We start from the raw sequence: 12,924 nt of genomic DNA on the forward strand, positions 1-12,924 counted from the left end.
CCGCACCTGTGGGGTACGTTTGAATACATTACGGTCCCCACACCAAGCCGTCAAAACCAGAAACACCCCGGGCGTGTCACACCCGAAAACCAAAACAACCAAGCAACATCCGTCGCCGGTCTACTTCCTGACCGACCCTTCACTGCTGGGATTGACCGGCTCGGACACCTCGTCGGCCCGGGAGTGCACCGGACCCAAATTGCCCCGGTATTTCCACAAGCCGATGCCAACGACGACACTCGCCAGAAGCATCGACATCAGGAGTTCCTGACGCGTGCGTTCCAGTAACGCCATGCCCATGAGCAAGGCGACGATCGCGGCGATGGCAACCCAGGTGAGATATGGGAATGCCCACATCTTCAAAGAGAGCCGGCTCGCGGCATCCGTGCCCATGCGACGGCGCAGAATGAGCTGCGAAACGGCGATGACCAACCAGACGAGAAGCGCGATCGCACCTGAGGTATTGACCAGGAAGAGGAAGACGGTGTCGGGAAACAGGTAGTTCATCCCCACCGTGATGAAGCCGACCACCGTTGAGGACAGGACAGCACCGCGCGGAACACCACGGACGGAGATCGTGGACCACACCTGGGGAGCATCGCCGCGTTCGGAGAGGGAGAAGAGCATGCGACTCGCGGTGTAGAGACCCGAGTTCAGGCAGGAGAGCACGCTGGTCAGAACGATGATGTCCATGATCGTGCCCGCGCCGGGGATTCCGTAGAGCTCGATCACGGCGACATAGGGGCTCTTGGCCACCGAGGCACTGTTCCAGGGAAGCAGCGTGACAACGATGGCGATGGAACCGATGTAGAAGACCAGGATGCGCCACACCGTGGACTTGACAGCCTTCTTCACGGCGTCGACGGGGTTCTCAGACTCACCGGCGGCGATAGTTGCGATCTCAGCTCCGAAGAACGAGAACACGACCACGAGCACACCACCGAGCACAGCGCCACTGCCACTCGGAAAGAACCCGCCGTTGCCGGTGAGGTTGCTCATGCCCGGTGCCTCGACCCCGGGCATCAGGCCGATGATGGCCACGACGCCCAGCAGCAGGAAGACCGCGATCGCGGCCACCTTGATCGACGCGAACCAGAACTCGAATTCACCGAACATCTTGACGGAGGCGACGTTGGTGAGCGTAAGGAGCACCATCAGGATGAGAGCCCAGACCCACTGGTCCACTTCGGGGACCCAGCGGTGCACGATCGCGGCGCCGGCCGTGGCCTCGATGCCGAGGACGATGATCCAGAACCAGGCGTACAGCCAGCCGATGCTCAGCCCGGCCCAGCGACCGAGGGCCTTGTCGGCGTAGCTGGAGAACGATCCGGTTTCCGGATGCGCCGCAGCCATTTCACCCAGCATCCGCATGACCAGGATGACGAGCAGTCCCGCGGCGGCGTAGGCCACCAGGATGCCGGGACCTGCCTGCTGGATCGCGGCGCCCGAGCCCACGAAGAGCCCGGCCCCGATCACACCCGCGATGGCGATCATCGAGAGGTGACGTGGCTTAAGGGTCTGGGCCAATTGCTGACCTCCCCCGCTCTTCTTCGCGGTGGTGGGTTCTGTGTCCGTCAGATTGGCCATGTCACTCCTGTTTCAGTGGGAACCAGCCACCGCGACGGTGCGGTCTGCTTGGATCCGTTGGGGATGCGTGAGTCAGCGTATGTCACCCGAACAAGGGCGTCGAAACCGACACGAGGGCTGAAATGTGCTCGTAACCAGACCTTTCGACCTGGTTTCTTGGAGAGCAGGCGCGCCTACCCACCCTGCATGAGTGCCAGGGCTTCGTCGCGGATTCGCACCATCACCTCGGGGGTGGCAGCCTCAACGGTCACGTGCAGAACCGACTCCGCCGTCGGCTGCTGTCCCGCTTCCGGGGCATCCTCCGACTGTGCCGGGCGCACGTTCAACCACCAGAACGCTTCGTCCGCGCTCGTCAGCCCGGTGACCGTGAGACCATCGAACTCCTCGAAATCGGCGGCGCCCATCCAGGTGTCGACGATGCGCGCGTAGACCCCGGGCACGCTCTCGACCGAGCAGCTGATCTCGCCGGAATGGGAGTAGGGCGTGGCATCCGTCGCCAGTTCTGACAACGGGCGGGACGCAGAGCCGATTTCCGCGAGGATCTGCAGAGCCGCGAGCAGGCCGCTGTCGGCAGACCAGAACGACGGGAAATAGAAGTCACCCGAGTGACCGCAGCCGAAGATGGCGCCGGTGGCGCGCAGCTCGGCCCGCATCAGCGCGCCGCCGACCGAAGTGGGCAAAGCCATGGCGCCCGCAGCCTCGATCATTTCCGGAACCGCGCGGGAGACGGTGTGGTCGTACAGCACCGACAGATCCTGGACAGGGTTCCCGGCGCGCGCCTGCTCGATCTGCCGCCGACAGAGGATTGCCCCGATCGTGGACGGGGATACGACGGACCCGGTTTCGTCGACCACGACGCAGCGGCCGGCGTCGGTGTCGAACCCAAGACCGAGGTCGGCATCGTGCTGAATCACGGCGTTCTTCAGATCGGCCAACGTTGCCGGAAAGGCAGGGTCGACCGGGTGCGGCGGGAGATCCGGGTCGGCGGTGAAAAACAGGGGAATGAGGGTGTGGCGCGTCGTGGGTGTCGGCGCGGCGGGTGCTGCTGGTGCGGTCGCGTTCGGGTCACCGAGCACGGCCGGCACGGTGGTCGCGGCGGCCCCTCCTCCCGCGTCGACCACGACGATGAGAGGGCGGATGCCACTGAGCCCGACCAGCGCGCGCACGGCCGCCGTGTAATCAGGCAGCAGATCGAACTCACGGTGGCCACCGGGCACGGTCACCGGGGTCGGTCCGTCGCTCAGGTACACGGCGGCGCGGTCACGGATGGCCCCGAGCCCGTGTTCCAGGCTGACCTCCAGTGCCCCCGCGCGCAGCACGGTCAGCGCTGCTTCGGCCCCCGGCGGAACAGAGATGAGGGCGGCCGGGGCGTTCAGGGTGCCTGAGCCAAACCGGATCTGGTCGGTGCTGCACGGGCCGAGGTCGACAACGGTCGCCCCGCGGGACTGAGCGCCGCGCGTGAAGGCGGCCACGAGCTCCACCGGCTCGCTCCCGGCGTGCCCGATGAGCACCTCGCGGCTCTGCGCGCCGACCTCGTCGACGAAGGCGGCGGCCAGTGCTGCCACCAGGTCGGCGGTCAGGGGTGCAGCAGCAGTGCCGCGCACCTGGTGAGGGCCGACGACGGCGGCGAGGCGAGCGGCGGCATCCGTCAGGGGCGTCACGCGTCGGCTCCTGATTCGGATTCGGCCGCCTGCTCGCCCGCTGGGCGGAGCCGCACCAACTGCCAGCCCTGCGGGGCAGTGGTGAGTCGGGCGTGGCGGGCACACAGGTCGAACGTGTGCGGCTCCCGCTGAATGGCCAACGGACCGAGAACAGCCATCGCGTCGATGTAGTCGAAAGTGAGTGTCGCGGCGGATTCCTCCGGGCAGGCGACGCGGGAACAGGGCCTGAATGACATTGCATACAGGATACCCGTTCGACCAGCCGAACTAGGATGTGTTCATGTCTCGAGCACGCCCCTCCGCAGCGCCGACCCCCGCCCCCATTCAGCGTGGTCGCGGCCGCGACCGGCACGGCCGAGGCATCCGCAGCTCGGTCACCGGCCCGTATCTTCCCCCGTTGCAGACCCGGATCGACACCTTCGACATGGCCGTGGCCTCCACCGTCGACTACCTGCGTTCGGTTTTGCCGGACCAGCTCTCGGATGTGACGTTCGAGGTGGCCGCGGGGCCGTCCTCGGTGCTCGCGGGGATCGGTGTCGAACGATGGACCGTTTACCCCGCCGAGCGTCGGGTGCTGTTCTACCGCCTCCCGATCCAGCGCCTGACCCGGTTGCACGGCGACGATGATCTACACCTCCGGATGGTGATTGAGAGTTGCGTATTCCGTGCTATCGCCGAACTGCTCGGTAAGGACCCGTGGGACCTGGCGCCGGATCGGTTCCGACACTTCTAGGCCTGCCTTCCACTGCACCAGGACGTCCCCCTCACGCGCGACCGGGTTTCCCGGTCGCTTTTTTTTGTCCGGAAACCGCGGAATCACGGGCTTCCCGACAGGGTTTGCAACAAATTTAATCTAATTCCAAACCGTTTGGCGGAGGGGACCGAACCTCATTCAGCACCAAGAACCGCTAAATCCCAACCACAGACACGAAGGATTTCCCCATGCGCAAGTTCACCAAGACCACGCTCAGCCTCGCCACTGCAGGCCTTCTCATCGCCGGCCTCGCCGCCTGCTCGACCACAGCCGATGAGACCGCACCGGCAGAGAGCAACTCCTCCTCCTCTTCCGAGGAATCAACCCCCAAGGCCGTCGCCTCGATCCCCGCACTCTCGGGCGTCGACACCTCCGTTCTCCTCGACGCCGACTTCGCCGCGGCTCTGACCAGCCTTGGTCTCACCCCCGGCACCGTGGGAACCGCGACGCTGACCGACGGTAGCCTGCACTTCCCGATCACCGGCGGAAACGTGGACTACTACGACCCCGAAGAGGACTACCGTCCCTTCGTGCAGGGCTCGATCGAGCACGAGGGTTCCGGCTTCTCCCTGACCGCCGGCGAGACCGTCGTCGAGCTGACCAACTTCACGATCGACCCCGGGACCAGCAAGCTGTTCGGCGACGTCACCGTCAACGGCGAGTCGGCTGCCACCCAGGTCCTCCTCTTCAACCTGTACGGCGGAACGCTCAAGCCGCTGCAGATGGACGGCGACAACGCCATCCTCGAAGGCACCACCGTTCACATCTCCGCCGAGGCTGCCGGCCTGCTCAACGACACGTTCATGACGGATGCCGTCGCTGACCAGCTCCTGGTGGGCATCGCGAAGATCACGGTCGCCACCAAGTAGTAACTCACTTCTGAAGGGCCCGCTGCGCAGTCGCGCAGCGGGCCCTTTGGCGTTGCTCCGCGGTGTTCGAGCGTGTCGAGATCAGGTGTGGCAACGTGCGGATGCTGGCCCGGGGCATCCGTCGTTACCGCGCCAAATGCGGAGATTTTCACCACACGCCGCACACACCTGCGGCGACAACCGTCGGTTTGCAAATTTCTCCTCAGTCGCGTGACGACGGATGCCCGTTGCGGGCCTGGTGACGGATGCCCCGTTCGCCGGCGTTCCACTGGCCCGGTGGGATGCCGCAGGAATCGCAGAAGGGGGTTGTGGCCGTGCGCTGGCTGCCGGCGACGGCGGTCGGCGGAGACTCTGATCTCCGAGAGCCACCCCCTAACGGTGACCCCCGGCGACCCGCGCTGCCCCGCTCGATGAGTCGATCACGGCCCGGCACCAGAATGCGTGGCCGGCCGGAGGGTGGTCGTCGACCCCGAAGCCGACGAAACGGTGTCGCTAGTCTGGTTCGACTCCGCGGAGAAGGTGAAGGCCGGGCGAACGGCTCACCGTGATGGAGATCGGCTTCCTGGCGCCGGACGAACGAATCGTCGCCCAGCGGCGGTCCGTGGCGGGCCGCCGGGTTCGCCGGGCTTAACCGACGGTTTGGTCGCCGGGTTCCGGCACTTTCGACCAACCGGGCCTGAGCACACGCTGCGCGATGCCGGGACGGGCGCGGTGGATCGACATGACCACGATCACGACGATGGCGGTGGCGATCGCCACCCGAGTCAGCGGGATCGACGGCACCAGCAGACGGAGGGTGAGCGCCATCGGAACGAGCAGCCACTCCCACCGCCCGCTGAGGGCGATGAACGGCAACAGCAGCAGGGCATACCAGGAGTAGCGGGGGCTCAGAATGAGCAGAGCGCTTCCGATCATGACGAGCTGTCCCAGCCAGGGCTGGTCGGGGTCCGTCTTCCAGATCACCAGAACGGCGATGACGGCGAGGAGCACGGCCGCGACGATCACGGCCGAACCGCCTGGGGCGATCAGCGAAATCAAGGCAAAGCGGGTGCCGTCCTCATAGCCTTCTTCGGAGAGGTAGCCAGGCAGATAGCCCAGCACGCCAATGCCGGTGGACAGCACATACGGAACGTAGAGGATGAGGAACGTCGCCACGGCCCCGACCGTGACCTTCCAGCCCTGGCGGCGCAGCATCGCGGGGGCCGCGAGCACGGGGATCAGCTTGGTGGCGATCGCGGCACCGAGTACGAACCCGCCGCTCCAGTACCGTCGGCCGGTAACCAGGAAAACGGCTGCCAGCGTGAAGACCACGCCGAGCATGTCCACATGGGAATTGGTGATCGCCTCGGTGGCCACGAGCGGACACCAGGCCCAGAGCGCGGCGAAGCGCTGGTCGATGCCCCGGCGACGCATGCCGACCAGCAGCATCCCCGTTGTGCCCACACTGAGCAGGAGGCCCGTGAGCTGCAACGGCCAATACTCTGCGTTCGGGCCGGTCAGTGCGCGCACTCCGGCGAAGTAGATCTCGGCGGCCGGCGGATAGATCGTCGGCACGCCGGTGCGATTCAGTGCCGAGCAGAGCAGGTCTCCCGACTCGGTCTTCTGCGCGGTCTGGATGCGTTCGCCGACGCATTCGCGCTTGCCGGACTCGGTCAGCTCCGGGGCCGGGAACAGCCAATCAGGCCTCAGGGCGTCGAGACGGTCATCCGCCGGTGTGTACGCATACGGTGAGATCCCCGCAGTGGACACGATTCCGTCCCAGGCGTAGCGGGCAGAATCCGTGCTGGTGTTGGGCGGCCCGACCATAGCCGCGGCCCCGATTCCGACGGACCCGGCCAGGACGAGCACCACGACGGCTCGGCCCCGCACCCCCCGCAGCAGCAGCACGGCGAGGGCGAAGAGCAGCCACAACCCGGCGGTGCACAGGACGAGGGGCACCGTGTCCCGACCCGGTTTGAACAGGTCGTAGGCGAGCACGCTGAAGGCCGTCAGGGCAGCACTCGCGGCGAGGAGGAGGGAGACAACAGCGATTCGCACTCTGCCATCCTGACGGACCCCACGCATGCGGCCCCCATCGACTCGGGTGCGCGTCACCGGACCGTAAGGATTGAACAGCCCTCCGGAGACTCCTGGATGATGCAATGGAACCATGAGGCGAATGATGTACGAGGCACAGCGCGCGCTGGCGTCCCCGGCGCGCAATCCCCGGATGGCCGTGGTGATCGGCCGCCTGCTCGGCATCGCCTTCATCGTCTGTTTCGGCACTGGACTGTACAGCCACTTCCTGCAGGAGCCCCTGCCGTGGATGCGCTTCCCGACCCGGCCCGCCCTGCTCTACCAGTTCAGCCAGGGTACCCACATCATCGCCGGCATCGCCTGCTTCCCACTGCTGCTCGCCAAGCTCTACATCGTGTTCCCCGACCTGTTCCAGTACCCGCCGGTGAAATCATTCCTGCATCTTCTCGAACGCGCGTCGATCGCCCTCTTCGTCGGCGCATCCCTGGTGCAGATCACCATCGGGCTACTCAACACGTACCAGTGGTACCCCTGGCCCTTCCCCTTTCGCGAGGTGCACTACGCCCTCGGCTGGGTGCTGATAGGACTGCTCGTGCTGCACATCGGCATCAAGCTGCCGATCATCACCCGGTTCTGGAACCGCCGTGGAGACGCCGAGCGCGATGACGACGAGCACGATGCAACGGTTGCCGAGGACGAGGCCGTGCGACTCTGGGGCAGCCGTCGACCGTCTGGAGTGACGGGCCGGTTGATCGCCTGGATCGACGCCACGCCCGCGCTCAAGCCGACCGCGACGCCGGCCGTGAGCCGCCGGGGCTTCCTCACCACCGTCGGAGTCGCCTGCGCAGCCGTCGTGGGGCTGACCGCAGGGCAAACGTTCGCGCCGCTCGACGCGCTGAACGTGTTCGGGCCGCGCAAGAAGGGCGTGGGCCAGCAGGGAGTGCCGGTGAACCGCACCGCCGAGGAAGCGAAGGTCACCGCGAGCGCCCTCGCGACCGGCTGGGTGCTCACGCTCACTGCCGGCGACGTGGAACGCAGCTTCAGCCGGACCGAGCTCGAGTCCATGCCGCAGACCGAGGTTGAACTGCCGATCGCCTGCGTCGAGGGTTGGAGCCAGCTCGCGGTCTGGCGCGGGGTTCGCCTGTCGGATCTGGCCGACCTGGTCGCTGCCGACACCCAGGCATCCTTTCGCCTGACCAGCCTCGAGGAGCGCGGCAGCTTCCGGCAGACCGAGATGGGGCCGGAGTACGTGCGAGACCCGTTGACCCTGGTGGCGCTCGAACTGAACGGCGAGACGCTCGACGTGCAGCACGGCTATCCGGCGCGCATGATCGCCCCGGGACGACCGGGAGTGCTGCAAACCAAATGGCTGAGCCGGATTGAGGCGATCACCGCATGAACACCGCAGGCGTCAAGACGGCAAGCGCCGCCCTCCCCCGCACCGACGATGAGCGACGGATGCGCGTGGCGCGCAGGGCGCTGATCCTGATCGGCTCGGCCGGCTTGCTATTCGGCCTCTTCATTCTGTTCGACAGCGTGCGGGTCACTCGTTTGCCCGGGCTGGCGCTCTGGGTCGGCGCGGCGATCGTGCTGCACGATGCCGTGCTGGCGCCCCTGGTCTTCCTCTGCGGCATTCTGCTGCGCCGCGCGGGGCGACGGGTCACGGGCACGATCGTGCTGGTCGTGCAGGGTGCCATCGTGGTGGGTTCGATCATGACGCTGATCGTGGTTCCCGCAATCGTCGCTCAGGGCATCACCCCGAACAATCCGAGCATCCTGCCTCACGACTACGGACGGAACCTGGCCCTGTTCTGGCTGGGCGTGGCCCTCGTCGCGACGTTCTGGTCGATCGCTCTCTACGCGCGCAGCAGGCGCGCGAACCAACGGCCGTCCAGCCGCCAGTCCTGAGCCACGACCAGGCCGGCCGCTCCGGCACGGTCACGCAGACCATTGATGCCGATTTCTGCCCAGGGGAACACGGCGCTGCGGCTACCTGCGGAGTCCTCGATCGTGCCGAGGTAACTGTCGTCCCGGGCCGCATCGTGGCTCAACTCCACCAGGAGCACGCCACTCGGCGCCAGCAACTCGGCGCAGCGAGCGAGCAGAGCGGATGCGTCGCCGCCGATTCCGATGTTGCCGTCCACGAGTAGCGCCGCCGCCCAGCCACCCTCTCGCGGCAACGGGTCGAAGACGCTGCCCTGCAGCACGCTGAGGCCGGCGTCGGCGGCCATCCGCACCGCCGTCTCCGAAACATCGAGGCCGAGCGCGGTCAGGCCGCGGCCCATGGCCGCCCGCACCATCCGCCCGGGACCGCACCCGATGTCGAGCACCGGTCCGGTAATCCCGTCGAGCAGGCGCAGGTCGGTGTCGTCGGCATCCGCGCTCCAGCGGCCGGCGTCGATCGTGGCCGGCTCGCCGGAGACCGCGCGGCGCAGGTAGAGCACGTTGTCGGAGTTCCGCAGCGCAGCGGCATAGGGTTCTGCCCCTCCGGCACCGAAAGTGGTCGGTTCCGGGGTCCACTCCCCCTCGAGTTGGGCGGCCAGCGCGGTCATCGCGGGCCGTCCTGAGTGCTCGGCTCCATCATGGCCGCCAGGGTCCTGGCGAATCCGCCGTCGGGCGCAATCGCCGCGACCCGCTGGGCGTCGTCGATTGTGTCCACGTCGGTGAGCGTCGGCAGCAGACTCACCCGGAGCCCGGCATCCGTCAACCGTTGCAGCTGAATCGTGCCGGTGTCGCTCTGGGACATCGGCACTCCGCGGATCAGGTCGCCGGTCGGTTCGTTCAGGGCAAGGGTCCAGAAACCGCCGTCGTTCGCGAAGCCGAACCAGGCATCGACGTCGTCGGTCCAGTCGGTGAACAGGGGTTCGAGCAGGGACGACGTCAACTGCGGGGTGTCCATTCCGACCAGCACGGTCGGCCCCGTGCAGGCGTCGAATACGGCGGCGAGACGCAGGTCGAGGGTGCCCTCCACCTGCGGCAGGACCTCATAGCCGGCCGCGGCGAGCGGCGGGATATCGCCGTCGAAAGCCAGGATGCGGCGGGTCGCCGGGAGGGCTGCAAGCGCCCCGAGGGTGTCGTCGAGGCTGGCCGCCGCCAGTTCGGCAGCCTGCACGAGGCTCAGGGGCGGGTGCAGCCGGGTCTTCACCCGGCCGGGCAGGCATTCCTTGGCGATCACCACGATGGTCGTCATCGGCGCGTCTCCCGAAGGAGGGCTGACATGTCCTTGACGGCGGTGAGTGTTCCGCGCACCGTGCCGGTGACCTTGCTGCGGCCGACCCGCGGGGAGTAGGAGGTGTCCACCTCGAGGATGCGCCAATTCGCCTCCGCTGCCTTGAGGAACATCTCCAGCGGGTAGCCGCTGCGGCGATCCCGAAGGTTGAGGTTCAGCAGGTCGATGCGGCGTGCGGCCCGCATGGGGCCCAGATCATGGATGTTCACGCCTGTTATTCGGCGCAAACGCCAAGACAGACTGGAATTGGCGATGCGGGCGTGCAGTGGCCACGATTTCGCGATCGCGGGTCGGCGGCGGCCGAGCACGAGATCGGCTGTTCCTGCCAGCACCGGTCCCACCAGAACCGGGAGCTCGGCCGGGTCCATCGACGCATCCGCGTCGCAGAACGCGACGATCGGCGCGGTGGCGGCCTCGAGGCCCGCGTGCGCGGCGGCACCGAACCCGCGGCGGCTTTCATGCACGACTAGGGCTCCGGCTGCGGCGGCGATCTCCGCCGAACCGTCTGTAGAGCCGTTGTCGACGACTATGGCCCGTGATCCCGGTGGCAGACGCGACAGCACCCAGGGCAGGGCTCCGGCCTCGTTCAGGCACGGCAGCACGAGGTCAACCTGGATAGGAGTGGTCACACGCGGCTCTGGTGATCGAAGTCATGAATCGACACTATGGGGGCCAGACCGGCCAAAATGCCGGAAGAGATTACGGAGTAAGGAAGGATTGCAGCGCCCGGCCCTGCCCGGGCACTCCCGACGGTGTCAGCTCTATCCTGAACTCGTGCCTACTTCCCTATCCCCGGGCGATTCGCGCCCGACCGCCGACCGCCGCATCCTCGTCGTCGACGACGACCCGACGGTGTCCGAAATCGTCTGCCGCTACCTGCGGGCCGCCGGCTTCCTGGTCGACGAGGCCTCGGATGGACAGGCGGGGCTCGACATGGCTGAGCGGCTTCGACCGGATCTTGTGGTGTTGGACCGGATGCTGCCGCTGCAGGACGGGATCGAAGTGTGCCGCCGCATCCGCGGAGACTGGGAGATCCCGGTGATCATGCTGACCGCCCTCAATCAGGAAGAGGACCGCATCGACGGCCTCGAGGCCGGCGCCGACGACTATCTCACCAAACCGTTCTCCCCCCGCGAGCTCGTGCTGCGCGTTCAGTCGGTGCTGCGGCGCAGTGCCTCAGCGGTGGTGCCGGCCGGCCTGATCACCGCCGGCGAGTTCAGCCTGGACGCCCTGGCGCACGAGGTGAGATTGCGCGGAGAGCCGTTGGTTCTCACCACGCGCGAATTCGACCTGTTGGCTTACCTGATCGGACGCCCGCACCACGTGCTCAGCCGGGAGGATCTGCTCCGCTCCGTCTGGGGATGGGAGTTCGGCGACCTCTCCACGGTGACCGTGCACGTGCGCCGGCTGCGCGAGAAGATCGAAGCCGACCCGGCACAGCCACGGATGCTCAACACGGTCTGGGGGGTTGGCTACCGGTTCGACCCGGTTCCCCTGTCCCCGGCGGGACGATCCTGATGAGCACGGACGTACTCCTCGCCGTGTCGCTGTTCGCGCTGGCCTGCGCGGTGGTCGTCGGCGGCGCCGGCCTGCTCACCCTGCGGCTGCTCTCCCGCACCTCCCTGGTGCTGCAACTCATGGTCATAGCCCTCGCCACGGTTGTATCGGTCGTCGGTGGGATGGCGGCGGTCGCCTCGCAGATGTACGTCTCCCGGCACGACCTAACGGTCTTCTACTCCGTGGCCTGTGTCGCCGGGCTGGTATCGCTGGCCATGGCGGCAGTGCTCGGCCGCCAACTCGCTCGCGACAGCCGCACCCTCCGCTCGGCCGCCGCCAGCATCGGACGCGGGGAGCGGGTCGCGTCGACCGACCGCCACAGCAACAACGAATTCACGGCCCTGGCCGGGGAACTGGCCGCAACCGGGGAACGGCTGGCCGAATCACGCGCCCGCGAGAATCAGATCGAGGAGTCACGGCGCGAACTGATCGCCTGGATCTCGCACGACCTGCGTACGCCGCTCGCCGGCATCCGGGCCATGGCCGAAGCCCTCGAAGACGGGATGGTCGAGGACCCTCAGCGGTACTACACGCAGATGCGCGGGCAGGTGGACCGGCTCACGGGCATGGTCGACGACCTGTTCGAGCTGTCGAAGATCCACTCGGGCACACTTCGCCTGACCTTGCAGCCCGTGTCGCTCTACGACCTGATCAGCGACACGGTGGCCGGTCTTTGGCCGATCGCCCAGACCAAATCGCTCGATCTGCGCTTCGCCGGAGAGACCGGCCTGACCATCCTCGCCGATCCGCGCGAGCTGTCCCGCGTGGTCGGCAATCTCGTGATGAACGCCATCCAGCATTCACCGGCCGGCAGCCCGATCGTGGTCTCGGTCACATCAAGTGCCGGTGCCGGTTCGGGTTCCAGTGCCGGTGCCGGTGCCGGTTCGGGTGCCGGTTCGGGTTTCGCCGCAGCCGAGCACGCCGTGATCTCGGTGACGGATGCCGCGGGCGGTATCCCCGAGCAGGACCTGGGGCGGGTCTTCGAGGCCGGTTGGCGGGCAAGCGGGCCGCGCACCCCGTCGGTCGACCCTCTGGGCAGCGGCGGCGCCGGGCTCGGGCTCGCGATTGTGCAGGGAATCGTGCGGGCGCACCACGGCGAGGTGCGGGTCTTGAACGTTGCCGGTGGATGCCGGTTCGAGGTGCTGTTGCCGCAGCATCCGGTCGCGGCCGGCTGATCTCGCGCCGGATGCGCCGAACGAATTCGATGGAGAGATTTTGCCCGAATCGGCGCAATAAGCGACGAATAAGGCG

General features: G+C 67.2%; 13 protein-coding genes. 6 read left to right on the forward strand and 7 right to left on the reverse strand.

The features are described from left to right. Nucleotides 1–120: 120 nt before the first annotated feature. The 3 genes from E3O65_RS00385 to E3O65_RS00395 all read right to left on the reverse strand — a co-directional run bounded on the left by E3O65_RS00385 (nt 121) and on the right by E3O65_RS00395 (nt 3,484). A complete protein-coding gene (locus tag E3O65_RS00385; RefSeq protein WP_134361779.1) occupies nt 121–1,587 on the reverse strand; it encodes an amino acid permease in 1,467 nt (488 codons plus the stop codon). A 173-nt stretch (nt 1,588–1,760) separates the two neighbouring features. After that, nucleotides 1,761–3,248, reverse strand: coding sequence for a phosphohexomutase domain-containing protein (locus tag E3O65_RS00390; RefSeq protein WP_241985874.1), 1,488 nt, complete (start codon nt 3,246–3,248; stop codon nt 1,761–1,763). Then, a complete protein-coding gene (locus E3O65_RS00395) occupies nt 3,245–3,484 on the reverse strand; it encodes a DUF3499 family protein (RefSeq protein WP_134361780.1) in 240 nt (79 codons plus the stop codon). The genes E3O65_RS00390 and E3O65_RS00395 overlap by 4 nt, the downstream gene beginning before the upstream one ends. A 44-nt stretch (nt 3,485–3,528) precedes the next feature. Here E3O65_RS00395 and E3O65_RS00400 point away from each other — a divergent pair, with 44 nt between their 5' ends. Both E3O65_RS00400 and E3O65_RS00405 read left to right on the forward strand, forming a co-directional pair. Continuing rightward, the gene (locus E3O65_RS00400) at nt 3,529–3,981 is read left to right on the forward strand and encodes a metallopeptidase family protein (RefSeq protein WP_134361781.1); all 453 of its coding nucleotides are present in this window, start codon (nt 3,529–3,531) and stop codon (nt 3,979–3,981) included. A 209-nt stretch (nt 3,982–4,190) separates the two neighbouring features. Further along, nucleotides 4,191–4,871: a hypothetical protein gene (locus E3O65_RS00405; protein ID WP_134361782.1), complete on the forward strand. Its 681-nt coding sequence runs from the start codon at nt 4,191–4,193 to the stop codon at nt 4,869–4,871. Nucleotides 4,872–5,498: 627 nt separating this feature from the next. Here E3O65_RS00405 and E3O65_RS00410 read toward each other — a convergent pair. Further along, nucleotides 5,499–6,908 carry a glycosyltransferase family 87 protein gene (locus E3O65_RS00410; RefSeq protein WP_166785604.1) on the reverse strand — a complete coding sequence of 470 codons (1,410 nt, stop codon included), beginning with the start codon at nt 6,906–6,908 and terminating at the stop codon, nt 5,499–5,501. Between the two features lie 112 nt (nt 6,909–7,020). On the opposite strand from E3O65_RS00410, the gene E3O65_RS00415 reads away from it, so the two are divergent. Both E3O65_RS00415 and E3O65_RS00420 read left to right on the forward strand, forming a co-directional pair. After that, on the forward strand, nt 7,021–8,286 hold the full coding sequence (locus E3O65_RS00415; protein WP_134361784.1) for a molybdopterin-dependent oxidoreductase: 1,266 nt from the start codon (nt 7,021–7,023) through the stop codon (nt 8,284–8,286). Beyond that, the gene (locus E3O65_RS00420) at nt 8,283–8,795 is read left to right on the forward strand and encodes a hypothetical protein (RefSeq protein ID WP_134361785.1); all 513 of its coding nucleotides are present in this window, start codon (nt 8,283–8,285) and stop codon (nt 8,793–8,795) included. Before E3O65_RS00415 ends, E3O65_RS00420 begins: the two co-directional genes overlap by 4 nt. Here the strand turns inward: E3O65_RS00420 and E3O65_RS00425 are convergent. The 3 genes from E3O65_RS00425 to E3O65_RS00435 are packed head-to-tail and all read right to left on the reverse strand — an operon-like array spanning nt 8,744 to nt 10,745. Beyond that, complete coding sequence (locus E3O65_RS00425; protein ID WP_134361786.1) at nt 8,744–9,439, reverse strand: class I SAM-dependent methyltransferase; 696 nt, start codon at nt 9,437–9,439, stop codon at nt 8,744–8,746. The two genes, E3O65_RS00420 and E3O65_RS00425, sit on opposite strands and share 52 nt — an antisense overlap. Further along, the gene (locus tag E3O65_RS00430) at nt 9,436–10,077 is read right to left on the reverse strand and encodes a TIGR04282 family arsenosugar biosynthesis glycosyltransferase (protein ID WP_134361787.1); all 642 of its coding nucleotides are present in this window, start codon (nt 10,075–10,077) and stop codon (nt 9,436–9,438) included. The genes E3O65_RS00425 and E3O65_RS00430 overlap by 4 nt, the downstream gene beginning before the upstream one ends. Continuing rightward, the gene (locus E3O65_RS00435; RefSeq protein ID WP_134361788.1) at nt 10,074–10,745 is read right to left on the reverse strand and encodes a glycosyltransferase family 2 protein; all 672 of its coding nucleotides are present in this window, start codon (nt 10,743–10,745) and stop codon (nt 10,074–10,076) included. The genes E3O65_RS00430 and E3O65_RS00435 overlap by 4 nt, the downstream gene beginning before the upstream one ends. Nucleotides 10,746–10,890: 145 nt before the next feature. Between E3O65_RS00435 and E3O65_RS00440 the strand changes: the two genes are divergently transcribed. Next, nucleotides 10,891–11,634 carry a response regulator transcription factor gene (locus E3O65_RS00440; RefSeq protein WP_241985876.1) on the forward strand — a complete coding sequence of 248 codons (744 nt, stop codon included), beginning with the start codon at nt 10,891–10,893 and terminating at the stop codon, nt 11,632–11,634. Then, entirely contained in the window at nt 11,634–12,848 is a 1,215-nt protein-coding gene (locus E3O65_RS00445; protein WP_134361790.1) for a sensor histidine kinase, read from the forward strand. Before E3O65_RS00440 ends, E3O65_RS00445 begins: the two co-directional genes overlap by 1 nt. The last annotated feature ends 76 nt before the right edge of the window (nt 12,849–12,924 follow it).

Origin of the sequence: Cryobacterium breve (assembly GCF_004402375.1) — a bacterium.
In the GTDB taxonomy this organism is placed as follows: domain Bacteria; phylum Actinomycetota; class Actinomycetes; order Actinomycetales; family Microbacteriaceae; genus Cryobacterium; species Cryobacterium breve.